Origin of the sequence: Cryobacterium sp. HLT2-28, assembly GCF_004402495.1 — a bacterium.
Lineage (GTDB): Bacteria > Actinomycetota > Actinomycetes > Actinomycetales > Microbacteriaceae > Cryobacterium > Cryobacterium mannosilyticum.
In genome coordinates, this window is record NZ_SOFH01000023.1 from 344835 (window position 1) to 371772 (window position 26938).

At 67.6% G+C, this 26938-nt stretch carries 31 protein-coding genes and 1 tRNA gene; 9 read left to right on the forward strand and 23 right to left on the reverse strand.

Features of this window, described 5'->3' with window-relative positions:
• Window positions 1-22 precede the first annotated feature (22 nt).
• On the forward strand, window positions 23-616 hold the full coding sequence (locus tag E3O48_RS13070; protein WP_134539379.1) for a GNAT family N-acetyltransferase: 594 nt from the start codon (window positions 23-25) through the stop codon (window positions 614-616).
• 231 nt (window positions 617-847) lie between these two features.
• Complete coding sequence (locus E3O48_RS13075; RefSeq protein ID WP_134539381.1) at window positions 848-1285, forward strand: VOC family protein; 438 nt, start codon at window positions 848-850, stop codon at window positions 1283-1285.
• Window positions 1286-2202: 917 nt separating this feature from the next.
• Here the strand turns inward: E3O48_RS13075 and E3O48_RS13085 are convergent.
• From E3O48_RS13085 to E3O48_RS13115, 7 genes are all read right to left on the reverse strand, one after another.
• A complete protein-coding gene (locus E3O48_RS13085) occupies window positions 2203-2496 on the reverse strand; it encodes a hypothetical protein (protein WP_134539382.1) in 294 nt (97 codons plus the stop codon).
• A 143-nt stretch (window positions 2497-2639) separates the two neighbouring features.
• Window positions 2640-3590, reverse strand: a complete 951-nt coding sequence (locus tag E3O48_RS13090; protein ID WP_134539384.1) for a HAMP domain-containing sensor histidine kinase — start codon at window positions 3588-3590, stop codon at window positions 2640-2642.
• A complete protein-coding gene (locus E3O48_RS13095; RefSeq protein ID WP_134505985.1) occupies window positions 3590-4270 on the reverse strand; it encodes a response regulator transcription factor in 681 nt (226 codons plus the stop codon). The genes E3O48_RS13090 and E3O48_RS13095 overlap by 1 nt, the downstream gene beginning before the upstream one ends.
• Window positions 4271-4297: 27 nt before the next feature.
• The gene (locus E3O48_RS13100; protein WP_134539386.1) at window positions 4298-4864 is read right to left on the reverse strand and encodes a hypothetical protein; all 567 of its coding nucleotides are present in this window, start codon (window positions 4862-4864) and stop codon (window positions 4298-4300) included.
• Window positions 4861-5832, reverse strand: a complete 972-nt coding sequence (locus E3O48_RS13105) for an ABC transporter permease (RefSeq protein ID WP_134539388.1) — start codon at window positions 5830-5832, stop codon at window positions 4861-4863. The genes E3O48_RS13100 and E3O48_RS13105 overlap by 4 nt, the downstream gene beginning before the upstream one ends.
• Entirely contained in the window at window positions 5825-6727 is a 903-nt protein-coding gene (locus E3O48_RS13110; RefSeq protein WP_134539390.1) for an ABC transporter permease, read from the reverse strand. Before E3O48_RS13110 ends, E3O48_RS13105 begins: the two co-directional genes overlap by 8 nt.
• Window positions 6724-7461 (reverse strand): ABC transporter ATP-binding protein, encoded by a 738-nt coding sequence (locus E3O48_RS13115; protein ID WP_134539392.1) that lies wholly within the window; start codon window positions 7459-7461, stop codon window positions 6724-6726. Before E3O48_RS13115 ends, E3O48_RS13110 begins: the two co-directional genes overlap by 4 nt.
• A gap of 151 nt (window positions 7462-7612) precedes the next feature.
• Between E3O48_RS13115 and E3O48_RS13120 the strand changes: the two genes are divergently transcribed.
• The gene (locus E3O48_RS13120; protein WP_134539394.1) at window positions 7613-7858 is read left to right on the forward strand and encodes a hypothetical protein; all 246 of its coding nucleotides are present in this window, start codon (window positions 7613-7615) and stop codon (window positions 7856-7858) included.
• A gap of 177 nt (window positions 7859-8035) precedes the next feature.
• On the opposite strand, the gene E3O48_RS13125 is transcribed toward E3O48_RS13120, so the two are convergent.
• The 6 genes from E3O48_RS13125 to E3O48_RS13145 form a co-directional block, all read right to left on the reverse strand.
• Window positions 8036-8710, reverse strand: coding sequence for a haloacid dehalogenase type II (locus E3O48_RS13125; protein ID WP_134539396.1), 675 nt, complete (start codon window positions 8708-8710; stop codon window positions 8036-8038).
• Window positions 8711-9142: 432 nt separating this feature from the next.
• Entirely contained in the window at window positions 9143-9352 is a 210-nt protein-coding gene (locus E3O48_RS13130; protein ID WP_241982526.1) for an AlpA family transcriptional regulator, read from the reverse strand.
• A gap of 174 nt (window positions 9353-9526) precedes the next feature.
• Window positions 9527-9598, reverse strand: a tRNA-Gln gene (locus E3O48_RS13135).
• A gap of 79 nt (window positions 9599-9677) precedes the next feature.
• The gene (gene gltX, locus E3O48_RS13140; protein ID WP_134539398.1) at window positions 9678-11198 is read right to left on the reverse strand and encodes a glutamate--tRNA ligase; all 1521 of its coding nucleotides are present in this window, start codon (window positions 11196-11198) and stop codon (window positions 9678-9680) included.
• Window positions 11199-11210: 12 nt separating this feature from the next.
• Complete coding sequence (locus E3O48_RS18075) at window positions 11211-11576, reverse strand: LysR substrate-binding domain-containing protein (protein ID WP_241982545.1); 366 nt, start codon at window positions 11574-11576, stop codon at window positions 11211-11213.
• Window positions 11461-12180 (reverse strand): LysR family transcriptional regulator, encoded by a 720-nt coding sequence (locus E3O48_RS13145; RefSeq protein WP_241982527.1) that lies wholly within the window; start codon window positions 12178-12180, stop codon window positions 11461-11463. Before E3O48_RS13145 ends, E3O48_RS18075 begins: the two co-directional genes overlap by 116 nt.
• A gap of 81 nt (window positions 12181-12261) precedes the next feature.
• Here E3O48_RS13145 and E3O48_RS13150 point away from each other — a divergent pair, with 81 nt between their 5' ends.
• Complete coding sequence (locus E3O48_RS13150) at window positions 12262-13368, forward strand: aminotransferase class V-fold PLP-dependent enzyme (protein ID WP_134506014.1); 1107 nt, start codon at window positions 12262-12264, stop codon at window positions 13366-13368.
• A gap of 18 nt (window positions 13369-13386) precedes the next feature.
• Here the strand turns inward: E3O48_RS13150 and E3O48_RS13155 are convergent, their stop codons facing one another.
• Window positions 13387-14094 (reverse strand): type 1 glutamine amidotransferase domain-containing protein, encoded by a 708-nt coding sequence (locus E3O48_RS13155; protein ID WP_134539400.1) that lies wholly within the window; start codon window positions 14092-14094, stop codon window positions 13387-13389.
• Between the two features lie 71 nt (window positions 14095-14165).
• Window positions 14166-15200: an NADP-dependent oxidoreductase gene (locus tag E3O48_RS13160; RefSeq protein ID WP_134539402.1), complete on the reverse strand. Its 1035-nt coding sequence runs from the start codon at window positions 15198-15200 to the stop codon at window positions 14166-14168.
• A gap of 96 nt (window positions 15201-15296) precedes the next feature.
• On the opposite strand from E3O48_RS13160, the gene E3O48_RS13165 reads away from it, so the two are divergent.
• The gene (locus tag E3O48_RS13165; RefSeq protein WP_134539404.1) at window positions 15297-15902 is read left to right on the forward strand and encodes a TetR/AcrR family transcriptional regulator; all 606 of its coding nucleotides are present in this window, start codon (window positions 15297-15299) and stop codon (window positions 15900-15902) included.
• Between the two features lie 21 nt (window positions 15903-15923).
• Here E3O48_RS13165 and E3O48_RS13170 read toward each other — a convergent pair whose 3' ends face one another.
• From E3O48_RS13170 to E3O48_RS13180, 3 genes are read right to left on the reverse strand one after another with little or no spacing between them, the layout of a single operon-like run.
• Complete coding sequence (locus tag E3O48_RS13170) at window positions 15924-16688, reverse strand: fumarylacetoacetate hydrolase family protein (protein WP_134539406.1); 765 nt, start codon at window positions 16686-16688, stop codon at window positions 15924-15926.
• Window positions 16685-17854: a branched-chain amino acid aminotransferase gene (locus E3O48_RS13175; RefSeq protein WP_134539408.1), complete on the reverse strand. Its 1170-nt coding sequence runs from the start codon at window positions 17852-17854 to the stop codon at window positions 16685-16687. Before E3O48_RS13175 ends, E3O48_RS13170 begins: the two co-directional genes overlap by 4 nt.
• On the reverse strand, window positions 17851-18933 hold the full coding sequence (locus E3O48_RS13180; protein WP_134539410.1) for a 3-isopropylmalate dehydrogenase: 1083 nt from the start codon (window positions 18931-18933) through the stop codon (window positions 17851-17853). Before E3O48_RS13180 ends, E3O48_RS13175 begins: the two co-directional genes overlap by 4 nt.
• A gap of 129 nt (window positions 18934-19062) precedes the next feature.
• Here E3O48_RS13180 and E3O48_RS13185 point away from each other — a divergent pair, with 129 nt between their 5' ends.
• Complete coding sequence (locus E3O48_RS13185) at window positions 19063-19308, forward strand: DUF6458 family protein (protein WP_134539412.1); 246 nt, start codon at window positions 19063-19065, stop codon at window positions 19306-19308.
• 36 nt (window positions 19309-19344) lie between these two features.
• On the opposite strand, the gene E3O48_RS13190 is transcribed toward E3O48_RS13185, so the two are convergent.
• Window positions 19345-20871 carry an MFS transporter gene (locus E3O48_RS13190; protein ID WP_241982528.1) on the reverse strand — a complete coding sequence of 509 codons (1527 nt, stop codon included), beginning with the start codon at window positions 20869-20871 and terminating at the stop codon, window positions 19345-19347.
• Between the two features lie 61 nt (window positions 20872-20932).
• Between E3O48_RS13190 and E3O48_RS18195 the strand changes: the two genes are divergently transcribed.
• Entirely contained in the window at window positions 20933-21526 is a 594-nt protein-coding gene (locus tag E3O48_RS18195) for a TetR/AcrR family transcriptional regulator (protein ID WP_134539416.1), read from the forward strand.
• Here the strand turns inward: E3O48_RS18195 and serA are convergent.
• A complete protein-coding gene (gene serA / locus E3O48_RS13200) occupies window positions 21516-23108 on the reverse strand; it encodes a phosphoglycerate dehydrogenase (RefSeq protein ID WP_134539418.1) in 1593 nt (530 codons plus the stop codon). The genes E3O48_RS18195 and serA overlap by 11 nt on opposite strands.
• Before the next feature lie 97 nt (window positions 23109-23205).
• Between serA and E3O48_RS13205 the strand changes: the two genes are divergently transcribed.
• Window positions 23206-23631 carry a DoxX family membrane protein gene (locus E3O48_RS13205; RefSeq protein WP_134539420.1) on the forward strand — a complete coding sequence of 142 codons (426 nt, stop codon included), beginning with the start codon at window positions 23206-23208 and terminating at the stop codon, window positions 23629-23631.
• A gap of 128 nt (window positions 23632-23759) precedes the next feature.
• On the opposite strand, the gene E3O48_RS13210 is transcribed toward E3O48_RS13205, so the two are convergent.
• The 3 genes from E3O48_RS13210 to E3O48_RS13220 form a co-directional block, all read right to left on the reverse strand.
• On the reverse strand, window positions 23760-24143 hold the full coding sequence (locus E3O48_RS13210; protein ID WP_134539421.1) for a hypothetical protein: 384 nt from the start codon (window positions 24141-24143) through the stop codon (window positions 23760-23762).
• Entirely contained in the window at window positions 24140-24673 is a 534-nt protein-coding gene (locus E3O48_RS13215; RefSeq protein ID WP_134539423.1) for a DNA polymerase III subunit gamma/tau, read from the reverse strand. The genes E3O48_RS13210 and E3O48_RS13215 overlap by 4 nt, the downstream gene beginning before the upstream one ends.
• 106 nt (window positions 24674-24779) lie before the next feature.
• Window positions 24780-25847: a zinc-dependent alcohol dehydrogenase family protein gene (locus E3O48_RS13220; RefSeq protein ID WP_134539425.1), complete on the reverse strand. Its 1068-nt coding sequence runs from the start codon at window positions 25845-25847 to the stop codon at window positions 24780-24782.
• Window positions 25848-25949: 102 nt separating this feature from the next.
• Between E3O48_RS13220 and E3O48_RS13225 the strand changes: the two genes are divergently transcribed.
• A complete protein-coding gene (locus E3O48_RS13225) occupies window positions 25950-26879 on the forward strand; it encodes an alpha/beta fold hydrolase (RefSeq protein WP_134539427.1) in 930 nt (309 codons plus the stop codon).
• Window positions 26880-26938: the final 59 nt, after the last annotated feature.

A 26938-nucleotide genomic window follows, 5' to 3' on the forward strand; every position in this document is an offset into this window, starting at 1 on the left:
CGTTCCCGAGACAACCCCGGAGGTGGGCGTGACAATTTCGCACGTGATCAAAGCGCTCACTCCCGTGACCTTCCCGGCGTGGCTGGCGCTCGCGCAGAAGCACAACGGGGTCTGGGGCGGGTGCTACTGCTCGTATTTCCACGACGACACGGAGCACACCGTCAAGAGCGAGTACGACGGGCCGACGTTCAAGCAGAGACTTGTGGTGGAGGGCGTCGCACATGCCGCGCTCGTCTTCGACGGTGACGCCGCGATCGGTTGGTGCGAGTACGGCAGCCCAGTCGAACCGCCGGGCATCTACCACCGCAAGGAGTATGACGCGGGCGAGACCAAGCCGGCCCCGTGGCGGATCACCTGCTTCTTCGTCGACCGCGACCACCGACGCTCGGGAGTGGCGCGGGAGGCGCTGGATGGCGCGCTGGAGCTGATCGCGCGGGCCGGCGGGGGCGAGGTGGTCTCGTTCCCCAACGAACTCGCGCCAGGCAAGAGGACGTCGTCCTCGTTCCTCCACAACGGCACGCGGACCATGTTCGAGAAGGCGGGATTCACGTTCGAGCGTCACATCGGCAAGAGCAAGACCGTGATGCGCAAGACGATCCCGCCGGCCCGCGGCTGACGCCGGGTTCGCGCCGATCGGCCGCGTCAGGTCCGCGTCGCGGCGCCTTCGGTCGCCCCCCTTGGGATCCCGCAACATCGATACTCCGGCACTCTTCTGAATGAACTCGAAGCTCCCCCGACAACTCGACCGATCCCTCCGGGGCTACCCTCCCCGTTGAGGGTTCGGCTTGCGGGCCATGCAAGCAGGCGCGCTGCAAGGCCAGCAGGCTGCCTCGGTATCATGCGAAGTATGCCTATCAAACTGGAAAATGTAGGGATCGCCGTCCGCGACATTGACGCGACTATCGCGTTCTTCACCGACCTTGGGCTCACGGTCACCGGTCGTGACACGATCAGTGGCGATTGGGCCGACACCGCCGTTGGCCTCGACGGCAACCACGCCAAGATCGCGGTGCTCAAAACACCAGACGGTCATGGTCAGATCGAGCTCTTCGAGTACCTTCACCCCGACGCGATCGAGACTGAACCCACTCTCCCCAACGAGATCGGAATGCACCGCATCGCGTTCTCCGTCGACAACATCGAGACAGCGCTTGAACGAGCCGCGAAGCACGGCTGCTATCCGCTTCGCGGCGTGGCGACCTATCAGGACGTCTACAAGCTGACATATCTCCGCGGTCCGAGCGGGATCCTCGTGATGCTCGCCCAGGATCTGACGAAGGGCTAACGGCCGTTCATTCCAATCGGACTGCGTTAACGTACTCGATCATGGCGCGATCGCGACAGTCGGTCCGCACTTCGTGCCCGGCCACGGATCCTGCTGTGCAACGGTCGCTGGGTTTCGGGAATCGCCACTGCACGTGACTGGCTAGCGACTCCAGGAGACCGTTGGGTCCCCGACCAGACAACGCACTGTCACAACCGCCCCTGCCACTTCATTGGATTTGCACGCCGGTTCACACGCCCCGGAGCAGCCAGTCATTGTCAGGGTTCCTGCCACCCTCAGGGTCCGGTGCATCCGAAGCCGGCACGGACGTGCTCTGGTCCTCCACTCGCACCCGAGCCGGTAAAGCTCGCCAGCGGTCCGGCGGGACCGCGGCAACTGGACCAGGCTCGTCCTCCTCAACGCTCTCGTCCGCGTCCCCGTTCATGGTGTCCACCTTCCTCTTGTCTGCCCGCAGCGTCCAACCGTGTGACCCATCCAGCCGACTGCACAGCTCCCCGCCCGAACTACCACTCGCCCCAACGTGGCGGCCGGCCGAGGAACGGCTCCGTTCAGCCCTGCCGCCGAGTGTACGCCCGCTCTGCATCAGGACTGCAGACACACAACAACGGCGAACATTGCCCGGCTGGTGTGGGGTTTGTGATCTGTCACGTGTTCTTTAGCCGTGTGGCCGACGAGACGCAAACAGTAACCGCAAGTCAGACGGAGACCGGTTGCGTCGGGTTGTGAAGTCTTCAGCGCGGTTTGGTCCACAAAGAATCACCCGCTGCCCGCTGCCCGCTGCCCTCTGCCCCGTCAATCAGACAACAAAGACGGCGAATTCTGATTCCACTGGGTGCGCTCCGGGTGGGCGTGATCTCGCGAACGAATGGCCGGTGGTGAATCCGGCGCCAGCGCCGGCCATCCGTCGGAGAGACGGTCTAGTCCTGAGTGCCGTCTTCGACGGCGACGCCGTTGATGTCGTCGGAGGTGTTGTCGGTGCCGGACCCGGTGCTGGTTTCGTCGCCGGTTTCGTCGGCGGTTTCGCCGTCGTTTGTGCCGTCTTCGACCTCGTTCTGCACGTTGTCGTTGTCGCCGGCCGTGGCGCCGGTCGGAGTACTAGATGACGGGGTTGTCGGTGTGGCCTGGGCTGCTCCGGTGAGGGTAATGCCGCCGACGATAGCGATGGCAATGGCGACTGCTGCGCCTCCGGCAATCTTGGTCTTCTTTTCCATGTTGGTCTGCCTTTCGAGGGATCGGTCACACGAACGCGTGACCATATCCACACGCTAGAGAGGGGCCGGTGAGATGGGCGTGAGAGCCAGGAGGTCTGGCCCTTCGCGGATGACGTCGACGAGTTCGCCAGTCGATCCGGGGACTATGCGTCGGGTGCTGGCAGGCTCAGGGTAACGATGGTTCCGCAGCCTGGGCGCGGGGTGAGGCTGGCCTGACCGTGGTGTGCTTCGATGATTTGTTGCACAAGCGAGAGGCCGAGGCCGTGCCCTGGGTGCACCCTGGCCTGGTCGGAGCGCCAGAAGCGGTTGAAGGCGTGGCGTCTGTCGTCTTCGCTCATCCCGATGCCGATGTCGTGCACTTGGACGGTGCAGGTGCCGTTTCGGGTGCTGGTATGGACGGTGACCGTTCCCGGGCTGGCCGTGAATTTGAGTGCGTTGTCGATGACGTTGGCGATCGCTCGGGCGAGTAGGGCCGGCGAACCACGCACGATCGTGTTGCCGCCATACTCGGCAGTCAGGCGGCCGACGTCGACGGGATTGTCTGAACGGTCAGCCAGGTCCTGCCGTACGAGCGCGTCGAGGTCGACGAGCTCGTAGGCGTCCTCGAGGTCTGCCTCGTTGCCTCGGGAGAGCAGGAGCAGGTCATTGGCCAGGTGGGTCAGACCGTCGACGGCCTTGAGGGAGACCCTGATGGCGTGCTCGTATTCGGCCGGCGTGCGGGGCTTGAGGAGGGCCAGTTCGAGTTCGCCCTGCACCACGCTGAGTGGGCTGCGCATTTCGTGGGAGGCGCCATCGACGAATCGTTGTTGGAGGTCGTAGCTTTTCTGCAGGGGGGCGAGGGCAGCACGGGCCATGAGGTAGCTGGAGAAGGGAATGAGCACGAGCAGTACGGAATAGAGGATGAGCAGTCCGGTGCGAAGGTTGGCGAATCCCTGCTCGGCCGCGTTCAGGGCGCCCGCGCCGTCGGATTCGGCGGCATCGAAGTCAAAGGTGCCGGTGACGAACGCGTAGATGCCGATCGCGAACGCTCCGAAGAGGACGAGTTGCACGACGGTGTAGGTGACGGTGAGGCGGAGGGTGGCGCGGCGGAACATCAGGTGTCGGCGTGGATCAGGTAGCCGGCGCCGCGCCGGGTTTCGATGATGTCGGTCTCACCGGGGAGGGTGAGTTTCTGGCGCAGGTAGCGGATGTAGGTCTGCACGACGTTGCTGAATCCCTCGTAGTTGCTGTCCCAGGAGTGGTCGATCAGCTCGGTGGTGCTGATGATCGTGCCGGCATTGCTCATGAGGTATTCCAGCACGGAGAATTCTTTTGCAGTCAGGACGATCGTGCGCCCGGCGCGCACGGCGGTGCGGGTAGCCGGGTCAAGGGTGACCCCTTGCGCGTGGAGGGTGGGGGCGAGTGCTCTCGGTGAACGGCGGAGCAGTGCGCGCACCCGGGCGAGCAACTCGACGAGGTGGAATGGTTTGACGAGGTAGTCGTCGGCCCCGGCATCGAGCCCCTCTACCTTGGTGCGCATGGAGTCGAGGGCGGTGAGCATGAGCACCGGTACGTCGTTGTTGATGACCCGGATGCGCCGGCACACGTCCATGCCCCCGTGAGGCAGGCCGGGAAGCATGAGGTCGAGCACGACCAGGTCGTAGGTTTCGATTTCGAAGGCTTGCACGCCGTCGGGCGCTGTGTGGGCCACGTCGACGGCGTAACCGGACTCGGTGAGGGTTCGCCGGATGACGTCCGCGATGCGGACGTCATCCTCGACCACGAGGACCTTCACGCGGCGCCCGGGGTGAAGCTGGAGGTGTCAGTCGGGTTGCTCACCGGTTCCTGCTCCCTTGGTTGCGGTTCCGTTGGCGGCCTGAACGCCGCCGGCGCTGACCTGGATGGTGAAGTCGACCTGATTCTTCGAACTGCGGTACAGGCTGAACTTGTTCTCCGGGTAGTGGCCGGCACCGGTTTCGTTATCGAAGGAAATCATGGTCTCACTGTTTGGGGCGAGGGTGAGGCCGTCCAACGCAAGGTAGTAGGCCTCCTGTGCACCGGTGGTGGCATCGGTCATCACATAGTAGGTCTCCACGTTTGTCAACGGCTGGCTGGTGGTGTTGCCGACCATGACCTGGAGGCGGTCCGCGATGGCTTTTCCAGTGGCCGGGTCGGCGTTGTCTTCCGCTGCGGCGGACACGATCGTGAGTCCGGGTGTGGTGCTCGTATTGGTGATCGGGTTTGATTCCACGGGCAGAACCGTGCCCCTAGCGGCTGGGGACGTGTCGGTGGCGGCCGGCCTGGCCGGGGCGTTGACCTGTGACAGTGCGATGACGCCGGCGCTGGCGAGGGCGACGAGGGCCACGGGGAGGATGATCTTCCACTTCATGAGTGCGTCCTTTGCAGAGTGCGTCTCGTCGTTGCGAGGGCGGCGAAGACGACGGAGGCGAAGGTCGCCGCCGTAAGGGTGATGGAGTAGGGCAACATCGCAACCCAGACCAGGCCGAGGGGTTGTTGGTTGTACTGGTCTTTGATGCCGAGGAACGCGAAGGTGAGGCGTTCGAAGTGTTTGGTCACCGAGGACACTTCGAGGCCGTTCCGGATGCCGTCGAAGGCGGAGAACTGGGCCAGCACGGCGAGCTCGTCCGGTTTCTTGATCCGGAGGGTGGCGAACAGTCCACCGGGAACCTGGTTGTCAGGATCCATGGTGTCGCCGATCTGCGGAATGATCAGTACGAACGCGAGCCAGATGATGAGGGCGAGGATGAGTCCGGTGCTGAGCCGGGTCGACAGTGCCGTCAAGCCGACCGTGAGGGCGGTCCAGAACACCAGGTAGAGCCAGGCGAAGCCGCTACTTACGAGGAGTCGGGCCACGTCACTGCCTCGGATCGGTGCCTGGCCGATCGTGACGACCGCGAGCAGTGACACCACGGTGAGCGCGGAGACGACGCCCAGCCAGGCGATCGACAGGCCGAGCATCTTGCCGCCGGCGAAAGAGAACCGTCCGAGCGGGCGGCTGAGGACCAGTGCCAGGGTGCCGCGATGCTTTTCCTTGGCGATCGTTTCGTAGCCGAGCACGATCGCGAAGAGTGCCCCGAGGATTTCGAGGTATTCGATCCCGCCACGCAGCAGCTTCAGCGGAAAGAGCTGCGGCGCCGCCGGAGCGATGGAGGTTCCGCTCTTCACCAGGTTGGCCACGTAGAGGTTGTAGGCGCCCTGCTGGTTTCGAAAGTCGGCCGAGGCGACGGCCACGGAGATGAGGGTGGCCACAGCCAGGAAGGCGATCAGGATCGCAAACAGCCGGTCGCGGCGCAGGTCGAGCAACTCCTTGCCGGCCACCGTCCAGGTGTCACTCATTGAGACCACTCCTCAGCTGTCGGCGCGAGGTCGCCAGCACAATCCAGGTCATTGCCATCAAGAACGCGCCCAAAAGCACGATGCTGGCGGTCGGGCTGCCCGTGAGGCTCTCGTCCTGCAGTGCGATGCCGGCGGCTCGTTTGAACTGCTCGGTGATCGCGAACGGGCCCGTGATGGCCCCGACGAGGTCGAACGAGTTGGTTCCCGTGGTGATCAGCGCGGGCACGGGGTTCAGGAGTGCGACGGGCCGGGCGTTCGCGCCGATCTGCGGCAGCACGAACGTCACCGCGCTCCACACCACGAACGGCACCAGCAGGGCCGTGGTTTCCTTCCGGCTGTGCAGCCCGGTGAGCATCCCGAGGAGAGCGAAAATCATCATCAACGCCCAGGACAGGGCAGCGAACACCGCCAGTCGCAGGGAAGGGTCCGGCCCGAGTGGGGCGCCGACAATGATGCTGATCGAGCCCCAACTGATCACGGTGCTGAGGAGAAGGACCGCGGCGATGACGACGCCGAGGCCCACCAGCGTTCCGGCGAGGCGGGAGATCGTGTTCACCGGGCGGCTGAGCACGAGGTCGGAGGTGGTCGACTTGCGGTCGCGCAGCGTGGATTGAACCCCCAGCACGATTGCCAGGAGCGCGCCGATCAGCACAACGTAGATAACCGAGTTTCGCGCGTAATAGAGAGGGGAAACGGCGGTGAACGGATTCGGGGCCGTCGTGAGCCCATCGGTCAGGACCTTCTCGTAGACACGGGTGACCGTGGTGTTGGTGATCCAGCCGATCACGGACGACAGTGACACCATGCACAGGAATACCGCGAGCAGGAGCAGGGCGACTCCGGCGCGGAGAATGCAGAGCACCTCGTGCCGGGCGCTGGTCAGGAGCGTGGTCACGATGGGGAGGTGACATCGAGACGGAAGTAGATGTCTTCCAGGGAGTCTTCGGCCGGGAACGCTGCCAGCGTGTTCGCCAGCGAGTCGTGGTGCACCAGTGCCCCGTGATTGAGGATGCCGATGCTCGTGCAGGTCTTGGTGACCTCGGACAGCAGGTGGGTGTTCATGAACACGGTCATGCCGAATTCGCGGTTGAGGCGCACGATCGTTTCCCGCAGGGTGCGCACACCTTCCGGGTCCAGCCCCGACGTCGGTTCGTCCAGAAACAACACCGCGGGTTCGTGCAGCACGGCCTGGGCGATACCGACTCGCTGGCGCATTCCCTTGCTGAACATTCCTATCTTCTGGTTGTCGTGGCCCTCAAAATCCAAGAATGAGAGCACGTCCCGGATGCGGGCATCCGGGCGGCGCAGGCCGGAGAGTCGGGCGAAGAAACGCAGATTCTCCAGCAGGGTCAGGTCGTCGTAGAACTGGACGTTCTCGGGCAGATACCCGATCGAGCGGCGCACGCCCGCCGCATCCGCCGTCACGCTGTGACCGTTGATCGTTGCGTCACCGGAGGAGGGCTCCAACAGTGTGGTGAGCAGATTCACCGTGGTGGTCTTTCCCGCGCCGTTGTGGCCGAGCAGCCCGAAAACCTCGCCGGCGGGAACATTCAGGGTGAGACCCACGAGAGCCCGATGCGTGCCGAAAGCCCTCGACAAGGCCGACGTCGAGATTGCCGAAGTAGTCATACATCGACGCTATTGACCGCACCATGAGACCACGATGAGAACCCATTCTCCACGCCCTGTTCCGGTGGCGCTTTCGCGATCTACTGGCTCGCCGTGGTGCTGATCAGCGTCGTCGGCACCCTGATCACCGAGAACCTGACCGACAACTGGAATGGCGGTCATCATTGCCGGGCTCGGAGGGATCACGTGGTTTGCGCTCGAGCTGTTGCCGCCGGTCCTCGGCTTCGACGACACCGATAACCACGCAGTGAGCCTCGATTATCTGCGCCAGTATCCGCAGTTTTACCCCCTCGCCGGGGTCGTACTTTTCATCATGGGGATCGCGTTCGTCGTGGCGGGTTTCGCCGTCTCAGATGCCCTCGCCCCCGCATGGGCAGTGTCACTCGCCGAAGCCTGAGCGCGCTCGGTCTCTTGTCGGCCGCATTCACATTCATGCATGGGGTCGTGCGTGAGTCGGTGGGGCCGTTGCTCTACCTCGACGGGATGAACAGCGGATGGGGCGAGTCCGCCTACCTGACCATTCAAATGTTGGGCACGGCAGCTGGCGCCTCACCTTGACATTGAATTCCGAAGTCTAAGTCAGCAAACGTGAAGCAAGCTCGCTCAGGGTGCAAACGGTGTAATCCGGTGCGGTGAAGTAGCGGGGATAGGCCGCATCCGTTCGGTTCAGCCAGGCGGTGCGCATGCCTGCTTGGGCCGCCCCGTGGATGTCCCAGGGGTGCACGGCGACCAGGAGCATGTCCTCCGGCTGAACCCCGCAGGCATCCGCGGCGTGGCTGTAGGCGCTACGGACGGGCTTCCATGCCGGGGCGTCCTCGACCGTGAGGAGGACGTCGAAGTCGGTCCGGATCTCCGCCCTGGTGAGAAGGGTCTCGGCCACCTGGGCGGACCCGTTGGATAAGGTCACGAGCCGGAATCCCGCGTCTCTCAGCGCCCGGATCCCTTCTGCGATGTCCACGTGCAGGTTCAATCCCGCAAAGCCGTCCATGACGTGGGTGACGGCGGCGTCCAGGCTCCGGGTCAGGGCGACGTCGCGGAGGACCTCGCGCAGGACGTCGGCGGCGATCAGCGCGAATTTCGCACTGCCACCTGCTGCTGCGAGGGCGAACCCGTCCCGCAATAGGGCGGCGAACCAAACCCGGGCGAGATAGTCCGGCGCGCCAACGTCACCGAATCGGGTCTTCAGGGGCGACATGTCCGAGAGGGTTTCGTTGACATCGAAAACGATCACTGACGGTGGTGTGTTCATTTTCGGCTCTCCGGGGTCGGCACATCTGGCACGTTGCGGTCAACGAGAAGCTCACACCCTCGCATTCGACCGTATCTGTTCGAGCCCTACTTGGTCGAGGGGACATCGCCCGGCGGGGGCTGACGATCGTGCCGTTGACGATGAGGATCGGCGGCTGAGTCATGATGTCCACGTCGCGGGTGAGGATCTGGGCGAGCCAGAGCTCGACCGTCGGCGATCGTGCTCGACGGCGAGAGCGCCCCGGAACCACCCGTGGACAAAGCCATCGCCTGCCGGCGGACATCGGCGCGCGCATCCTCCCCCGTCTCGGCCACCGCAGCGAGGCGATGCAGGGCTCCGCTGTCGTCACGAGCGGATGCGCGGGCCCGGTACCGGCCGCTCGGAAGCAGTCCGACGATGATGGTGCCCAGCTCACCGGCTGGGATCCGCGGCCTAACCATGTCGGTGCTCGGTGACCCGGCTGAGCACGTCGTGGACGTCGTAGCGCACGTGCCGGCCGAGCTTCAGGTACGGCGGCCCCGAGTGCGTCAGGCGCCAATCCTCCAGTGTGCGCTCGGGCGGCCGGAGCAACTCGGAGAGTTCCCGCTGCGTGAGGAACGTCGGCGTGATCTGCGTCATCGCGTCCATACCCAGGAGGCGCACGACCGAAGCCGTGATCAGCCCGACTCGGTCGGGACGGGTCCGTATTAACCCGGGCATCAGAACGCCAGGGCGACCCCGCACGGGGGTTATTGGGCCGTTTCTGGTCACAGAGGCGGGCCTCGAAGGAGGGATGGGCGATGGCTGATTCGCCGCGGAATCCTGCGCCTGTTAGTGCTGGGGTACCTGGACTCGAACCAAGAACAACTGAACCAGAATCAGTCGTGTTGCCAATTACACCATACCCCAATGCCCATTCCGAAGAGCGGGCCGGTTTGTAACTCTAACCTACCGACGGGAAGAGGACAAACCGACGCGCGCATCGGCGTCAGCCGGCCCGAACGGCCGCCAAAGCGTCGAGCCGGGCAAGGGACTCGGTCTTGCCGAGGATCTCCATCGACTCGAACAAGGGCGGCGAGACCTTGCGTCCGGACACGGCCACCCGGAGCGGCCCGAAGGCGATCCGCGGCTTGAGCCCGAGCCCTTCGATCAGCGTCGCGGCCAGGGTCGTGTGCACGAGCTCGTGCGCCCACTCCGCCTCGGGGATGTCACGCAGCGCCGCAGCCGACGCCGCGAGGATCTCCGCGGTGTTCGCCGGCAGCGAGGCGAGCGCGTCGGCCTCGTGCACGAGGGCGTCGCCGGAGATGAAGAGCGAGCCGAGCATGCCTGGGGCCTCGCCGAGCAGGGCGATGCGTTCCTGGATCAGGGGCGCGCCGGCCTCGAGGATGGCCCGTTCGGCATCCGTCAGCGGCTCGGTGACGATCCCGGCGGCGGCCAGGTACGGCACGAGCCGGGCGGCGAAGTCGGCGGGGTCGAGGAGACGGATGTGGTCGCCGTTGATCGATTCGGCCTTCTTCAGGTCGAACCGGGCCGGGTTCGGGTTGACGTCGACCACGTCGAACGCGGCCACCATCTCCTCGACGGAGAAGACGTCGCGGTCGTGCGAGAGCGACCAGCCGAGCAGCGACAGGTAGTTGACGAGGCCCTCGGGGATGAACCCGCGCTCGCGGTGCAGGAACAGGTTCGACTCCGGGTCGCGCTTGGAGAGTTTCTTGTTCTTGTCGCCCATCACGTAGGGCAGGTGGCCGAAGCGCGGCACGAAGTCGGTCAGGCCGATCTCGATCAGCGCGTGGTAGAGCGCGATCTGCCGCGGGGTCGACGAGAGCAGGTCCTCGCCGCGCAGCACGTGGGTGACGCCCATCAGGGCGTCGTCGACCGGGTTCACGAACGGGTAGAGCGGATGCCCGTTGGGCCGCACGACGACGAAGTCACTGAACGAGCCGGCCGGGAAGGTGATCTCGCCGCGGACGAGGTCGTCGAACGTGATGTCCTCGGTGGGGACCTTGAGCCGGAGCGCCGGCGAGCGACCCTCCGCGCGGTACGCGGCCTTCTGCGCGTCCGTCAGGTCGCGCTCGAAGTTGTCGTAGCCGAGCTTCGCGTCGCGGCCGAGCGACACGTTGCGGGCCTCGATCTCCTCGCCGGTGGCGAAGCTCTCGTAGATGTGGCCGGACTCGGTGAGCCTGGCGATGACGTCCCGGTAGATGTCGTAGCGCTGGGACTGCCGGTACGGTCCGTGCGGTCCGCCGGCGTCGACGCCCTCGTCCCAGTCGAGGCGCAGCCAGCGCAGGGCTTCGAGAAGTTGCACGGAACTTTCCTCGGTGTCGCGCGCCGGGTCGGTGTCCTCCACCCGGAAGATGAACGTTCCGCCGGTGTGCCGGGCGTAGGCCCAGTTGAACATCGCGGTGCGCACCAGGCCGACGTGCGGCGTTCCGGTGGGAGATGGGCAGAACCGCACGCGCACATCGGTGCCGGTCGCGGTCGAGAATGGGTGTGCTGGTGTCGTAGACATACGCTGTTCATCCTAGCGAAGGCGTTCCACCCCCGAGAGGGCCCAGACGCCCTCGTCCAGCCCGGTGATGGCCCGGGTCGTGGCCGCCACCGCCGGGATCAGGTCGGAGCCGGAAGCGGCGACGAGGTGGATGGTGCGGAAGTCGCCGCCCGAAGTCGGCCGGGCCACCGCGCCCGGCGGCAGGGCGGATGCCGCCACGGCCAGGGTGGGCACGAGCGCCACCCCGAGACCGGCGGCGACCAGGCCGAACACCGCGACGAAGTTATCGGTCTCGTGGGCGATGCGGGGCAGATACCCGCGCGGCTCCGCAAGGGCAAGCAGGTGCGCCCGGCAGCGGGGGCAGCCGGCGATCCAGTTCTCCGCCGCGAGGTCGGCCAGGTCGACCACGGTGCGGGTCGCGAGCGGATGCGCGGCCGGGATGCACCACGAGCATCTCATCCCGCCAGAGCGGCAGCACCGCGAGGCCCCTGGCGCTGGACCGGTGCGGGTCGCCCGGGTCGCCCGGATAGCTGAAGGTGATGGCGAGGTCCGCTGCCTGGTCGCGCACGAACTGCACGGCCTCGGGCGGTTCGGCCTCGCGATAGCTCAACTGCAGGCCCGGGTGCACGGTCGCGAGCTCCCGCAGCAGGGTCGGCACGATCGTCGACGACGCCGAGGGGAAGGAGGCGAGCCGCACTCGCCCCGACCGCAGCCCGGCGAGCTCGCCGAGCTCCCCGGCCGCCGCGTCGAGGGCGGTGGTGACGCTGACCGCGTAGCGGCTGAGGATGCGGCCGGCCTCGGTCAGGCGCACGCCGCGGCCGACCCGGCTGACGACCGGCATGCCGATCCGGGCCTCGAGCCGCTTGAGCTGCTGACTCACCGCCGGCTGGCTGTAGCCGAGGGAGCGCGCCGCCGCGGTGATCGAGCCCAGTTCGGCGATTCGTTGCACGACCCGCAGCGCCTGGGAGTCGAGATCGAGGGCCTCCGGCCGGGTGAGCGTCATGTCGTAATCATACTCATTGCTTATGGATTCAATCAGATACCGGGGATTGTCGAATGAAAAGGGCACGGGGACGATGGACTCATGCCCGTTCCGTCCCTGTCCACGCCGTCCCTGCCCACGCCGCCCATCCCGGCCGCCGCTCTCACCGTGGTGCAGGCGAAGGCAGCGTACGCTCCGATCATGGGGCGCTACCTGGCCGCCTGCACGCTCGGCCTGCCCACGATCGGCACCGTGACGGCGCTCCGCGAGGATGGCGAGCGGTGGGCGCGCGGCGAGGCCTGCCCGGCCGGCTACGCGGCCGACATCGCGGCCGCCCGGCGGAGCTACGCGGCACTCGTCGGCGTTCCGGCCGGGGCCGTGGCGATCGGATCGCAGGCATCCGTGCTGGCGGCGATGGTCGCGGCTTCGGTGCCCGACGGCGCCGAGGTGCTCTGCGTGGACGGCGACTTCAGTTCGATGGTGTTCCCGTTCCTGCAGCAGGCCCACCGCGGGGTTCGGGTGCGGCACGCCGCGCTCGACGACCTGGCGGGAATGGTCACGGCCGACACCTGGCTGGTGGCGTTCTCGCTGGTGCAGTCCGCGACCGGGCGACTCGCCGACGCGGACGGCATCACCCGCGCGGCCCGTGCCCACGGAACGTTCACCCTCTGCGATACCACGCAGGCGGCCGGCTGGATGCCGGTGGCCGCCGGCGACTTCGACGCCACGATCTGCCACGCCTACAAATGGCTCGGCGCGCCGCGGGGTGCGGCGTTCCTGACGGTGCTCCCCGAATTCGCCGCCCGGCTCCGGCCGAGCCAGGCAGGCTGGTATGCCGGGGAGGATCCGTGGCAGTCCTGCTACGGACCTGAGATGGCGTTGGCGGAGGACGCCCGCCGTTTCGACGTGTCCCCCGCCTGGCCGGCCTGGGTCGGAGCCCGGGAAGCCCTGGCGTTCGTCGCCTCGCTCGATCTCGAGCAGGTGCGGCGCCACGACGCCGGTCTCGGCGATGCGCTCTGCCGGGGCCTCGGCATTCCCGCGAACGGTCAGGCGATCGTGACCTGGGCGGATGCCGACGGCAGCGACCTGGCCGGCCTCGCCGCCGCGGGGATCACGGCGTCGGGCCGGGCCGGTCGGGCCAGGGTGGCGTTCCATCTCTGGAACGACCTGGGCGACGTCGACGCCGTGCTCGCGGCACTGCGCCGGTGACCCCGACCAATCCTGCTGCTACTCCTTGTCGGCGACGGCGGCGATGATCGCCCGGGCCAGCTCGGCCGAAGAGGCCGGGTTCTGCCCGGTGTACAGGTTGCGGTCGATCTCCATGTGCGGGGCGAACGAATCGCCGGCGATGAAATCGGCGCCCAGTTCGACCAGGCGGCTCTGCACGAGCCACGGCGCCTTCGGGGCCAGGCCGCCGAGCACCTCCTCGGCGTCGGTGAAGCCCGTCATCCGGTAGCCGGTGAACGGCCAGCTGTCGTCGGAGCGCTTCGCGGCGAGCAGAGCAGCCGGGGCGTGGCAGAGCACGCCGAGGATCCGGCCGGTGTCGAGGGCTTCGGTCAGGATCCGGCCGGAGACCGCGTCGACGGCGAGGTCTTCCATCGGGCCGTGTCCGCCCGGGTAGAACACCACGTCGTAGTCGGCCACGTCGATGGCATCGAGGCTCTGCGGCTCGTCGAGCTCGCCCGAGATGGTGCCGATGTAGTCGATGATCTGGGCGGCGCGGTCCTCTCCCCCGGCGGATTCGGGGCGAAGGCTGACGGCGTCGATCGTCGGGGCCACGCCGCCGGGGGTGGCGATGCTGATCTTCCAGCCGGCCTCGGTGAAGAGGCGGTGCGGTTCGGCGAGTTCCTCGGCCCAGTACCCGGTGGGGTGCAGGCTGCCGTCGTTCAAGGTCCAGTGGTCAGCGGCGCTGACAACGAAGAGTACGTGGGTCATGAGTTTTCCCTTTTCGGTGGATTCGTGCGTGAAGTCGTGGGTGGAATCGTGCGGGGAATTGTGCGTGACGATCAGACGGCCGGGACGAGCTCGCCCGTGCGGACGACCATCTTGCCGGTGTTCTCGCCGCGCATGAGGCCGAGGAAGGCGTCGACCGCGTGGTCGATCCCGTCGACCACGGTCTCGTCGAAGACGACTTCACCCGAGGCGAGCCAGCCGGCCATATCGGTGGAGAACGCGGCGAAGTGCTGCACGTAATTGCCCACGATGAAGCCCTTGAGGGTCAGCCCGCGGCCGATCATGTTCGCCATGTTGCGGGGTCCGCCGGCCGCCTCGGTGTCGTTGTACACCGAGATCGCGCCGCAGAGGGCGGCGCGTCCGCCGTCGTTGAAGCTGGCCAGTGCCGCCTCCAGGTGCTCCCCCCCGACGTTGTCGAAGTAGACGTCGATTCCCTCCGGAGCTGCGGCGGCGAGCTGTCCGGCGATGTCGCCGTCCTTGTAGTTGAAGGCGGCGTCGAAGCCGTACTTTTCGGTGAGGAGGGCGACCTTCTCGGCCGACCCTGCGGAGCCGATCACACGCTTGGCCCCCTTGAGCCGCGCGATCTGTCCCACCATGCTGCCAACGGCCCCGGCCGCGCCGGAGACGAAAACGGTGTCGCCTTCCTTCAGGCCGGCGACCTCGAGCAGGCCCACGTAGGCGGTGAGCGCCGTCATGCCCAGAACGCCGAGGTAGGCCGAGATCGGCACACCGGGGAGTTCGGGGACGACCCGGAACCCGGCGGCGTCCTCCTGCACCAGGTCGCGCCAACCGAACTGGTGCACCACCACGTCACCGACGCCGATCGTGTCGGAGGCCGAGGCGACGACGCGCCCGACGGCTCCGCCGGTCATGGTCTCACCCAGAGCGTAGGGGGCGGAGTAAGACTTGGCGTCGTTCATCCGGCCGCGCATGTAGGGGTCGACGGAGACGAACTCGTTGGCCACGCGAACCTGGCCGGGGCTCATCTCGGGCAGGTCGATGCGGATGGTGCCGAAGTCGGAATCCGTCGGCCAGCCGGCGGGGCGGGCGACGAGCTGGATCTGGGTGCTGGTGATGGACGAGGCCATGGGGGGCTCCTCTGCTATTTTGTAACGGATGGTCTAATATATATTGTGTACTGAGCGATACACAAAACCGCTCACAGGGAATACGGAGGAAACACCATGGGACGGCTGCAGAGCTTTGACCGCACCTCCGTCGTGCAGGCGGCCAGGGACCTGTTCTGGGACAAGGGCTTCGACGCGGCCTCGCTCGCCGACCTCGAAGAGGCGACCGGGCTGAAGAGATCCAGCATCTACCACGCCTTCGGCAGCAAGCGTGGGCTCTTCGACGCCGCGGTCGAGGACTACCAGGGCACCGTCATCCGGCCGCGGCTGAGGATCCTGACCGGGCCGGGGATCGGCCGGGTCTCGCTGCTCGCCTACTTCGACGACCTCCGGTGGGCGGTCTCCGCCCTGCCGGAGGACTCCCCGCGCCGCGGCTGCCTGTTGGTGAACTGTGCCGCGGGCCTCGCCGGACGCGACGACCTGGCCCGCCAGGTCGTCGACGGCTACCGGTCCGAACTGACGGACACCCTTCAGGACGCCCTCCGGGCGGCCGCCGTCGCAGCGGGAGATTCCGGGCCGGACCGCGCCCCCGAGCGCGCCCGCACCCTCGCGTCGCTGGGGATGAGCGCCATGCTGCTCGCCCGCGTCAACGCGGCCGAATCGCTGGCGCTGCTCGACACGGCGACGGTCCAGATCCGGTACTGGTTCCCCGGCTCCGCCTGACGATCAGGCGGCAAGCCCGGCTCAGGCGCGCCGCACCGGGTTCGACAACACGCCGATCCCGGCGATCTCGACCTGCACGGTGTCACCGTCGACGACGGCTCCGGATGCCCCCGGCGCGCCGGTCAGGATGACGTCGCCCGGCAGGAGCGTGAAGACGCCGGAGACGAACGAGACCATCTCCGCGATGGTGTGCCGGAGCAGGGCCGCGTCGCCGGACTGGAACGGCTCGTCGTTGATCCGGCCATGGAGTGACAGGCCGGTCCAGTCGAATTCGGTGTCGATGACCGGTCCGAGCGGGCAGAACGAGTCGAAGCTCTTCGCCCGGGTCAGGTCCTCGTCGCGCTCGTAGAGGTCGCGCGCGGTCACGTCGTTGGCGATCGTGTACCCGAAGATGGCGTCCTCGGCGTCTTCGACCGACACGTTCCGGGTGATCTTGCCGATGACGACGGCGAGTTCCCCCTCGACCCGTACGTCGCGGGACTGGGCCGGGAGCACGATCGGGTCGCCGGGGCCCACGACGGCGGTGTTCGGCTTGAGGAAGAACCGGGGCTCCCTCTGCTCGCCGGCGGCCTGCTCCTCGCGGTTCGCGTAGAAGGAGTGGGCCATCCCGACCACCTTGGACCGCGGGATCACCGGGGCGAGCAGTTTGACCTCGCGTAAGCCGATCCGTTCCCCGGTCGGGTCGTAGCCGGCGAACATCGGGTCGCCCTTCAGCACGACCAGTTCGTCGTCGTCGATGATCCCGAAGGCGATGATGTCGCCGTGGCTGAACCGCGCGACCTTCACGCCTGTCCCGCCGGGGTGTCGAGGCGGGCGAGCCAGCCGTGCCGGTCGGGCAGGCGGCCGTACTGGATGTCGGTCAGCTCCTGGCGCAACGCCATCGTGATCTCGCCGGCGGGGGCATCCGGATTGCCGATCGAGAGGTCGGGCCCCTTGAGTTCGGCGATCGGGGTGACGACGGCGGCGGTGCCGCAGGCGAACACCTCGGTAATGGCGCCCGATTCGACGCCGTCGCGCCAGTCGCCGAGGGTCACGTCGCGTTCCTCGACGGTCATCCCGCGGTCCCGGGCAAGCTGCATGATGCTGTCCCGGGTGACGCCCTCGAGGATCGACCCGGTCAGGCGGGGGGTGACGAGCTTGTGGGTGCCGTAGACGAAGAAGACGTTCATGCCGCCGAGTTCGTCGATGCGGCTGCTGGTCTCGCCGTCGAGGAAGAGCACCTGGGCGCAGCCGTTGTCGTAGGCCTGCATCTGGGGCAGCAGCGAGGCGGCATAATTGCCGCCGCACTTGGCGGCGCCGGTGCCGCCGCGTCCGGCCCGGGAATACTCGGTGGAGAGCCAGATCTTGATCGGCGCGACGCCGTTCGTGAAGTACGCCCCCGCGGGGCTGGCGATGACGTAGTAGCCGACCTTGTGCGCGGCCCGCACGCCGAGGAAGCTCTCGTTGGCGATCATGAACGGGCGAAGATACAGGCTCGTCTCGGCCGCGGAGGGCACCCAGTCACCGTCGACGGCGATGATCTGCTTGATCGATTCGATGAAATCGACCACGGGGAGTTCCGGCAGGGCGAGGCGGCGGGCCGAACGCTGCAGCCGCTCCGCGTTCTTCTCCGGACGGAAGGTCCAGATCGACCCGTCGGCGTGGCGGTAGGCCTTCAGGCCCTCGAAGATCTCCTGGCCGTAGTGCAGCACCGAGGAGGCAGGGTCGAGCTGGAGCGGGCCGTAAGGGGTGACGCGGGCGTCGTGCCAGCCGTCCTCGAGCGTCCAGTCGATGGCGACCATGTGGTCGGTGAACTGCTTGCCGAAGCCGGGGTCGCTGAGGATGGCGTCGCGCTCGGCCTTTGTGCGGGGCGCGGTCGCCCGGGTGACGCTGAAGGTCAGCGGGGCCGTGACGTTCGTCTCGGTCGGTGCGGTCTGGCTCGGTACTGTCTGGCTCGGTGCTGCCTGGCTCATTGGAGTCCCTTGTCTGTCAGTCGGGTCACGATGGCGTTGCCCACGTCGGTGGTGCTGCGCGGTGCCGTGGCGGCACCGTCCCCCCTGCGAGCAGCGATGTCGGCGGTGACCGCGGCCGTCACCCTCGCCGCGGCATCCGTCAGACCCAGGTGGCTGAGGAGGAGCGCGACCGACAGGATGGCTGCCGTCGGGTCGGCCAGCTGCTTGCCCGCTATGTCGGGTGCCGATCCGTGCACCGGCTCGAACATGCTGGGGAACCGGCCGTCAGGGTTGATGTTCCCGGAGGCCGCGAGGCCGATGCCGCCGCTGATTGCGGCCGCCAGATCGGTCAGGATGTCGCCGAAGAGGTTGTCCGTGACGATGACATCAAACCTACTCGGATTCGTGACCAGGAAGATCGTCGCCGCGTCGACGTGCAGGTAATCGACGCTCACCTCGGGGAATTCAGCCGCCACGGCGGTGACGATGCGCTGCCAGAGGCTGCCGGAGAAGACGAGCACATTGGTCTTGTGCACGAGGGTGAGGTGCCGGCCCGGCCTGGCCTGGGCGACCGCGAAGGCGTACCGGACGACGCGTTCGACGCCGAAGGCGGTGTTGACGGACACCTCGTTGGCCACCTCGTGGGCCGTGCCCTGGCGGATCGCGCCGCCGTTGCCGACGTACGGGCCCTCGGTTCCCTCCCGCACGACGACGAAGTCGACGTTGCCGGGAGCGGCGAGCGGACTGGGCACTCCGGGGAAGAGCACGCTGGGCCGCAGGTTGACGTAGTGGTCGAGGGAGAACCGCAGTTTGAGCAGCAGGCCTCTCTCGATGTTCGCGTTGGCCAGGCGGGGGTCTCCGGGCACTCCCCCGACGGCGCCGAGCAGGATCGCGTCGTGCGCGGCGATGGAGGCGAGGTCCTCGTCGGTGAGCACGTCACCGGTTTCGAGGAACCGTGCGGCCCCGAGCGAGAACCAGGTCAGGTCGAAGGCGACGTCGTCAGCGGCCGTCGCCGCCTCGAGCACCTTGACGGCCTCAGCGACGACCTCGGGACCGATCCCGTCGCCTGGAATGACGGCGAGCTTGATTTGAGTGGACATTCGGCTCCGTATGTCTGGGATTTACCTGTAGATAAACCCTACTGCGAGCGATCGATTGTCTAAGCTGGACAACTCCTGACAACACAATCCCTGACAGCACAGCCTGGCAGCCAGAGAAAGCAGTTAATCATGAGCCTTGGACTGGGTATCTTCCTCGTCGTCGTCGGCGCCATCCTCGTCTTCGCGCTGAACATCAGCGTCGACTGGATCGACCTCGACTTCGTCGGCTACATCTTCATGGGTGCGGGAGCCGTGATCATCATCCTCGGGATCGTGCTCCTCACCCGCAAGCGCACCAGCGTGAGCACCACCCGCAGCGCCGTCGTCGACGGCGAGCAGGTCACGCAGGAGAAGCGCTCGATCGACGACATCTGATCCGTCCGGCACGCCTCACGCCGCGCAGCGGTCCCGCTACCGCGCCGTGCGCAGCGTGAGCAGTGCCACGACGGCCGCGGCCAGCACCAGGCCCACCCCGATCCAGGCGGTGGGCCCGATGCCGGTGCCGAATGCATCCCGCGCAGAGGCGAGCAGCAGCCCGGCCTGGCCGGCCGGAAGGGCGCCGGCCACGGCGACGGCCCCACCGAGCGTCTCCGCTGCGGCCGACCGCTGGGCGGCGCTCAGCGCCTCCGGCAGCACAACCGACCCTCGGTAGGCGGCGGTCAGGATGGTGCCGAGGATCGTCGTGCCCAGCACCGCGCCCAGCTCGTAGGCCGTCTCACCGACCGCGGATGCCGCGCCCATCTTGTCCGCCGGAGCGGTCGCTACGACGAGTTCGTTCGACACGGTCTCGGCCGCGCCGATTCCGATGCCGAGCAGGGCGAACACGAGCGAGACCCCGACCGCGTCCAGCGTCGCCCCGCCGAGGGCGATGACCAGGTAACCCCCGGCCGAGATCAGCAGGCCGGCCGGCACCACGATCGACGGCCGCACGCGCCGGGAGATCGGCACGATCACCAGGCCGGCCACGATCATGGCCGTCAGGCCGGGCACCAGGACCAGGCCGGCCGCCAGCGGGGACAGGCCGAGCACGAGCTGCAGGTACTGGGACAGGAAGAACAACCCGCCGACGAGGGCGACCACGCTGAGCAGGTTGACGCCGATCGCCCCGCTGAAGGCGCCCGTGCGGAACAGCGCGAGGTCGATCATCGGCTGGGCCAGGCGAGGCTGGCGGCGCACGAACAGGATGCCGGCGACCAGCCCGAGCAGGATCGGCCCGATCGTGGCGAGCGAGGGTCCGTGTTCGGCCAGCACCTTGATGCCGTAGACGACGGGAAACATGGTGGCCAGGGACAGCAGGATGCTCGGCAGGTCGATCCGGCCGGGGTTCGGGTCACGCGACTCCGGAACGAGGAGCGGGCCGAGCACGAGCAGCGGCAGGAGCAGCGGCACGGCGAGCAGGAAGACGGAACCCCAGGCGAAGTGCTCCAGCAGCACGCCGCCCACGACCGGGCCCAGCGCGCTGCCGGCGGCGAAACCACTCGCCCAGATGGCGATCGCCAACCGCCGCTGGTCGCGCTCCGTGAAGACGGAGCGGAGCAGCGACAGAGTCGGCGGCATCAGCATGGCGCCGAACACGCCGAGCACGGCGCGGTCGATGATGAGCCATTCGATGCTCGGGGCGAAGGCCGCCACCACGGAGACGGTGCCGAAGCCGGCCGAGCCGATCAGGAGCAGGCGACGGCGCCCGATCCGGTCGCCGAGACTTCCCATGGCCACGAGCAGCCCGGCGAGCATCAGCGGGTAGATGTCGATCACCCAGAGCAGCTGAACGCCCGTCGGCCGGAGCGCCTCGGAGATGGCCGGCAGGGCGAGGCCCAGCACGGTGTTGTCGATCGAGACCAGGAGCACCGGCAGCATGAGCACGACCAGCGCCAACCACCGGCGGCGGGGACTGAGGTCAGGGACTGCGGGGACGGTCTGGCGGAGGTCGGACGACACGGGAAGCTGCTTTCGGATTCGGTGGACAATGACTATACCGTCCAGACGGTACAGTAGCATCATGAGCTCCGTTCCCGCATCCCCCGCAGGCCGCGCACCGGCATCCGTGTCCACCCGCGACCGCATCCTCGACGCGCACGCGCTGCTGCTGATCGACCACGGCGAACGGGCGGCCACCCTCGAGGCGGTGGCCCTGGCGGCGGGGCTGTCCAAGGGCGGCCTGCTCTACCACTTCGGTTCCAAGGACGCCCTCGTCGAAGGACTGCTCGGCCGCCTCACGGCGCTCGTCGCCGACGACGTCGAGCAGATCCGCGCGGCCCCGGCCGGAGCGATCGACTACTTGATCCGCACCTCGATGTGGGAGGGAACACGGCTGGACCACTATATCGCCGCGGCCGTGCGCCTGGCGCAGGGGGCGCATCCGCTGGCCAACCAGGCCCTGGCCTCTACCCGGCGCCAGTGGCTGGCAGCGATCGAGGAGGCCGTGGGCGACCCCGACGTGGCCGAGGCGGTCATGCTCATCAGTGACGGTCTGTACTACGAATCAACCCTCGCGGGCCCGGGCCAGCTCGCCGCCGACCTGACGTCGGCGGCGAGGCTGGACCGGTTGCTCGCCGTGATCGGGCGAATGACCGAACGGCCGGTTACTCGGTGAGGGCGATCTCGACCATCACGTCGGCTTCGATAGCGTCGCGCACCTTGGCGAGCAGGCTCGCGGGCACCGGTGAGTCGACGGTCAGCACGCTGAGCGCCTTCCCGCCGGCGACGTGGCGGGCGATCTGCATCCCGGCGATGTTGATCTGCGCGTCACCGAACTCGCGGCCGTAGACGGCGACGATTCCGGGGCGGTCCGTGTAGACCATCACGATGAGGTGCTCCGCGAACGGAACCTCGACCTCGTAGCCGTTCACCTCGACGATCTTCTCGATCTGCTTGGTGCCGGTCAGGGTGCCGGACACCGACACCTGCGAGCCGTCGGCCAGGGCGCCGCGCAGCGTGATGACGTTGCGGTACTCCGGCGATTCCTTGTCGGTGATCAGGCGCACGGCAACGCCGCGCTGCTCGGCCAGAAGCGGCGCATTCACGTAGGACACCGTCTCGCTGACCACGTTGGTGAAGATCCCCTTGAGCGCGGCGAGCTTGAGCACGCTCACGTCGTAGTCGGCCAGTTCGCCGCGGACGTCCACGTCGACGCTGGTGAGGGGACTGTGCGCGGCGAGGCCGGAGAAGACCTGGCCCAGCTTCTCGACGAGCGGGATGCCGGGGCGCACGTACGGGTCGATGACGCCGCCGGCCACGTTGACCGCGTCGGGGACGAGTTCACCGGAGAGCGCGAGGCGCACCGACTTGGCGACGGACACGCCGGCCTTCTCCTGCGCTTCGTCGGTCGACGCGCCGAGGTGCGGCGTCGTGATGATGTTCGGCAGGCCGAGCAGCGCCGAACCGGTCGGCGGTTCGCTGACGAACACGTCGAGGCCGGCTCCGGCGATCGTGCCGGCGACGAGGGCGTCGTGCAGGTCTGCCTCGTTGATCAGTCCGCCGCGGGCGACGTTGACGACGAAGGCGGTCGGCTTCATCAGCGCGAACTGGGCCGCGCCGAGCATCCCGGTGGTCTCGGGCGTCTTGGGCATGTGGATCGTGACGAAGTCCGACTGGGCGAGCAGTTCGTCGAGGCTGACGGGCGTCACGCCGAGCTGCTGGGCACGGGCCGAGGTGATGTACGGGTCGAAGGCGATGATGTTCGTGCCGAAGGCCTGCATGCGCGCGGCGACGAGGGCGCCGATCCGGCCGAGGCCGATGATTCCGATCGTCTTTTCGTAGAGCTCGACGCCCGTGTACTTGGAGCGCTTCCACTGGCCCTGGGCGAGTGCGCCGTGCGCCGGGGGGATGTGGCGGGCGAGGCTGATAATGTGGCCGACCGTGAGTTCGGCCGCGGAGATAATGTTCGAGGTCGGGGCATTGACGACCATCACGCCGGCCGCGGTCGCGGCCTTGATGTCCACGTTGTCCAGGCCGACGCCGGCCCGCGCGATGACCTTGAGCAGCGGTGCGGCGGCGATGGCCTCCGCATCCACCTTGGTCGCGGAGCGCACGAGGATGGCGTGGGCGGACGCTAATTCTTTGAGCAGGGCCGGGCGGTCGGTGCCGTCGACGTTGCGCACTTCGAAGTCCGGTCCAAGGGCGTCAACGGTTGCGGGCGAGAGCTCTTCGGCAATAAGTACGACTGGTTTTGACACGAAAAAGGTTCCTCCGATTGCAGCAGAAATGGTGGGCTTGCGCCGCGACCGTGGGGCGCCAGTTAGGAAATTACTCTATCGGCTGCAGAATGGGGCGATGAGCAGCGTTACGTTGACCGACGTCCAATTCGTCCTCCGCCTCCTTCTCGCGGTGGTCTTCATCGGTGCGGGGGTCACCCATTTCCTGCCGTCCGTGCAGCGCACGATGGCGGCGATGATCCCGCCACGACTGCGATCCACGGGCATCCTGAACCCTCGCGCGCTCGTCGTCCTCACCGGCCTGTGCGAAATCGCCGGCGGCCTGGGCCTGCTCTATCGACCCCTGATTGTGACGAGCGGGGTCTGCCTGATCGTGTTCCTCGTCGCCGTATTCCCGGCGAACGCCTTCGCGGCCCGGCATCCGGAGCGGTTCGGCCGGATCGCCATCCCACTCGTGCCCCGGCTGCTCGGCCAGGCGCTGCTGGTGGCCCTGATCGCGCTCGCGATCGTGCCGGTCACGTCCGCGGTCGCGGCGCAGCTTTGAGAACGCGGCGCACGCAGGAACGCGCGCCCGCTTCCTCAACATGCGCCGCGACGGCATGGGGGCCGCCGCGCCGGGACTCGGGCGCGCGAACGGATGCTCGCGCCGGGCGTGCGAAGGCCCTCAGCAGGTCAGACGATGAGGCTGCCGAGGCCGAACATGAAGATGTCCGCGGAGAGCGCGGCGACCAGGCACAGGCCCACGAGCAGCAGGAGCGCCTGGACGCCGGCCGAGCGGGCGCGGCCGAACCGGATCGCGAGCACGAAGACCGCGACGGGCAGCAGCACGCCGGCGATCAGGAGCCCCCAGCCGAATCCGCTCAGGGTGGTGTCGAGGCTTTGGGCTGCGAGGTTGAGTCCGACCAGGTTTCCGACGCCCTCCCACGCGTCGTAGGCGTAGAACAGCCCGAAGACGATGGCGATGGTGAGGAAGAGCCAGCGCGGGGTGCCGCCCGGCGAGCCGCGTGGTGTGGCGACGACCTTGCCGGCACCCGGAGTTGCGTCGGTCGCGCTCATGAGATTCCCCCGGCGTTGATGATGAACGGCAGCGGCGCGAGCAGGACGACGCCCAGCAGCAGCAGACCGACCCTGGCCCGAGGCCTGGTGCGGGTCAGCCAGAACGTCGCACCGAACCAGACCGCGGGCGCTGCGACGGCGAGATAGAGTCCGAGCGAGAACATGAACTGCCCGACGGCGTCCGACAGCGGATTGTCGATCCGGGAGATGCCGATGAACCAGCCGATCGTGTAGAGCAGGTAGACCCCGCCGAACACACCGAGGGCGATCAGGGCGAAGGAACTGGCCGGCGCAGCGGCCGCAGCGGCCGCTTCGGCGGCTTCCTGCGCCTCGACGGCGGATGCCGGCCCGGTGACGGTCCAGCCCTCGGGCGGCGGGGCCACGGGCGGTACGTCGGGCCCGTTCCCTGCGCCGTCCCCGCCGGTGTCCCCGGCGGCCGTTCCGGTGCCCGTCTGCAGGGTCGGGTCGTCGTCGCCGGCCCAGCCCAAGGCGTCGTCCCGGTTGTCGTCGCCGGAGTTTCCAGAAGTCATCTCTCCAGCGTACCGATCCGCCGAGTTGATCCCCGACTGCGCAACTGTTACCGACGCGGACGAATGTCGCCGGTACGCCGGCAACATTCGTCCGACCGGGGAACGGTTACGCCATCCGGCTCCGGCTGATCACGACTTTCAGCGCCTTGGTTTCCGCCGCGCGGGAGAACGTGTCGTACGCCTCGAGGACTTGGTCGAACCCGAACCGGTGGGTGGTCAGCGCCCCGGCGGGGATCTTGCCCCGGGCGACCAGTTTCAGCAGCATGGGGGTGCTGTTGGTGTTGACCAGACCCATACTGATGTTGATGTTCTGGATCCACAGGTCCTCCAGGTGCAGTTCGACGGGCTTGCCGTGCACGCCCACGTTGGCGACGTTGCCGCCGGGGCGCACGACGTCGACCGCCATCGTGAACGTCTCCGGGATGCCGACCGCCTCGATGGCGACGTCGACGCCCGCGCCGTCGGTCAACGCCAGAACCTGCTGCTTCCAGTCGTGGCTGCCGGAGACGACGGCATCCGTCGCCCCGAACAGGCGTGCCTGCTCGAGCCGGTTCTCGTCGGTGTCGATGGCGATGATCGTTCCGGCGCCGTAGAGCCCGGCCGTGGCGATGGCGGCGAGGCCGACCGGCCCGGCGCCGATCACGGCCACCACATCGCCCGGCTTGACCCGGCCGTACTGCACCCCGATCTCGAAGCCCGTCGGCAGGATGTCCGAGAGCATGACGGCCTCCTCGTCGCTGACCCCCGGAGGGATCCGATGGAGGGAGTTCTCCGCGTACGGCACGCGCACTAACTCGGCCTGGGTACCGTCGATCAGGTGGCCGAACACCCAGCCGATGCCGGACTGTCCTTCGTCGCCGAGGCAGTGCGAGTAGAGCCCGAGCTTGCAGTTGGCACAGTGCCCGCACGACTTGATGCAGGAGATGATGACCCGGTCGCCGACCGCGAGGCTGCTCACCGAGGAGCCCACGGCCGTAATCGTGCCGACGCCTTCATGGCCGAGGATCCGGCCGACCTGCACTGCCGGCACGTCGCCCTTCAGAATGTGCAGGTCCGTGCCGCAGATTGTCGTCGTTTCAACTCGCACGATGGCGTCGGTGGCATGCACGATCTCCGGATCCGGAACGTCCTGCCAGGTCTTCTTGCCCGGACCGCCATAAACCAGTGCCTTCACGGTGACTCCCCGATTTTCGATACTGACGTCGTTCCGGGCATCCGCCCGAACGCTGCTTAACGTACTCTCGGGCCCGGCGTCGGGCGGGGTTACGATCCATCCATGACGGATCCCGAGTCCCGAAATCCCTTCGCCCTGCCCGGGGCCGAGAAACCACGCGCCGGACGGTACGACATCAACGGATGCCGGCTGTACGCGGAGGTGCGCGGCACCGGTCCGGCGATCCTCATCATCGGTGCCTGCAGCGATGACGCGGAGATGTTCGCGCCAATCGCCGAACGGCTGAGCGGATTCACCGTCGTCACCTTCGATTTGCGCGGCACCCTGCGCAGCAGCAGCGACGGCTGGCCCTGCGGCGGAGCGCAACATGCCGACGATGCCGCCGAGTTGATCCGAAGTCTCGGGCTGGGCGGCGCCCATGTCTTTGGCGCGAGCGCCGGAGGGATCGTGGCACTGCAGCTGGCCCTCCGACACGCCGATCTCGTGCGTCGGGTGCTCGTGTTCGAGCCGGGCTACTTCCAGCATTCGGAGTCCGGACACGCCCTCGCTGCCAGGGCCGGGGCGAACGTCGACCGACACCTCGCCGCGCATCCCGGCGATTTTGCCGGCGCCATGGCCGCGCTGTCCCAGGCCGTCCAGGTGGCCCGGTCCGGAGACGAGCAGGCGCCGGACACATCGGGGCTGCTCGATGCCCCGGAAGGACTCGAGTGGTACGCGGCGCGAGGCGCGGCCCTGGCCGAGAACTTCATCCGGGGCGATCTTCCGCTGACCGCCGAGGCCGTCGACCCGGCCGCCCTCGCCGGCTCGGGCGCCGACATCCGCTTCGCCTGCGGCGACAGGTCTCATCCCGTGTTCCGGGAAATCGCCTCGGAGCTGACCCGGATCCGCAGACGGCCAGGCTCGACCGATCCCGAACGGCCCGACCTGCTCGACGGCGTGGGCCACATGGTCTACTTCGCGCCGGAGCCGGTCGCCGCATACATCCGGGACCGCTGCGCCTGGCGCGTTTCTCCCCAGGATCAGCCGGGGTAAGGCCAGGCTCCTGCGGGTCGGCCCGACCGAATTCGAACGCAACCGTTACCCATTCGGAC

Bases quoted from the DNA above. Each gene is read 5' to 3' on its own strand.
- E3O48_RS13075 (WP_134539381.1), top strand. From the start codon at position 848: ATGCCTATCAAACTGGAAAATGTAGGGATCGCCGTCCGCGACATTGAC.
- E3O48_RS13085 (WP_134539382.1), bottom strand. From the start codon at position 2,496: ATGGAAAAGAAGACCAAGATTGCCGGAGGCGCAGCAGTCGCCATTGCC.
- E3O48_RS13090 (WP_134539384.1), bottom strand. From the start codon at position 3,590: ATGTTCCGCCGCGCCACCCTCCGCCTCACCGTCACCTACACCGTCGTG.
- E3O48_RS13100 (WP_134539386.1), bottom strand. From the start codon at position 4,864: ATGAAGTGGAAGATCATCCTCCCCGTGGCCCTCGTCGCCCTCGCCAGC.
- E3O48_RS13105 (WP_134539388.1), bottom strand. From the start codon at position 5,832: ATGAGTGACACCTGGACGGTGGCCGGCAAGGAGTTGCTCGACCTGCGC.
- E3O48_RS13115 (WP_134539392.1), bottom strand. From the start codon at position 7,461: ATGACTACTTCGGCAATCTCGACGTCGGCCTTGTCGAGGGCTTTCGGC.
- E3O48_RS13120 (WP_134539394.1), top strand. From the start codon at position 7,613: ATGGCGGTCATCATTGCCGGGCTCGGAGGGATCACGTGGTTTGCGCTC.
- E3O48_RS13125 (WP_134539396.1), bottom strand. From the start codon at position 8,710: ATGAACACACCACCGTCAGTGATCGTTTTCGATGTCAACGAAACCCTC.
- gltX (WP_134539398.1), bottom strand. From the start codon at position 11,198: ATGTCTACGACACCAGCACACCCATTCTCGACCGCGACCGGCACCGAT.
- E3O48_RS13145 (WP_241982527.1), bottom strand. From the start codon at position 12,180: ATGACGCTCACCCGGCCGGAGGCCCTCGATCTCGACTCCCAGGCGCTG.
- E3O48_RS13150 (WP_134506014.1), top strand. From the start codon at position 12,262: ATGCCCGTTCCGTCCCTGTCCACGCCGTCCCTGCCCACGCCGCCCATC.
- E3O48_RS13155 (WP_134539400.1), bottom strand. From the start codon at position 14,094: ATGACCCACGTACTCTTCGTTGTCAGCGCCGCTGACCACTGGACCTTG.
- E3O48_RS13160 (WP_134539402.1), bottom strand. From the start codon at position 15,200: ATGGCCTCGTCCATCACCAGCACCCAGATCCAGCTCGTCGCCCGCCCC.
- E3O48_RS13165 (WP_134539404.1), top strand. From the start codon at position 15,297: ATGGGACGGCTGCAGAGCTTTGACCGCACCTCCGTCGTGCAGGCGGCC.
- E3O48_RS13175 (WP_134539408.1), bottom strand. From the start codon at position 17,854: ATGAGCCAGGCAGCACCGAGCCAGACAGTACCGAGCCAGACCGCACCG.
- E3O48_RS13180 (WP_134539410.1), bottom strand. From the start codon at position 18,933: ATGTCCACTCAAATCAAGCTCGCCGTCATTCCAGGCGACGGGATCGGT.
- E3O48_RS13185 (WP_134539412.1), top strand. From the start codon at position 19,063: ATGAGCCTTGGACTGGGTATCTTCCTCGTCGTCGTCGGCGCCATCCTC.
- E3O48_RS18195 (WP_134539416.1), top strand. From the start codon at position 20,933: ATGAGCTCCGTTCCCGCATCCCCCGCAGGCCGCGCACCGGCATCCGTG.
- E3O48_RS13205 (WP_134539420.1), top strand. From the start codon at position 23,206: ATGAGCAGCGTTACGTTGACCGACGTCCAATTCGTCCTCCGCCTCCTT.
- E3O48_RS13210 (WP_134539421.1), bottom strand. From the start codon at position 24,143: ATGAGCGCGACCGACGCAACTCCGGGTGCCGGCAAGGTCGTCGCCACA.
- E3O48_RS13215 (WP_134539423.1), bottom strand. From the start codon at position 24,673: ATGACTTCTGGAAACTCCGGCGACGACAACCGGGACGACGCCTTGGGC.
- E3O48_RS13225 (WP_134539427.1), top strand. From the start codon at position 25,950: ATGACGGATCCCGAGTCCCGAAATCCCTTCGCCCTGCCCGGGGCCGAG.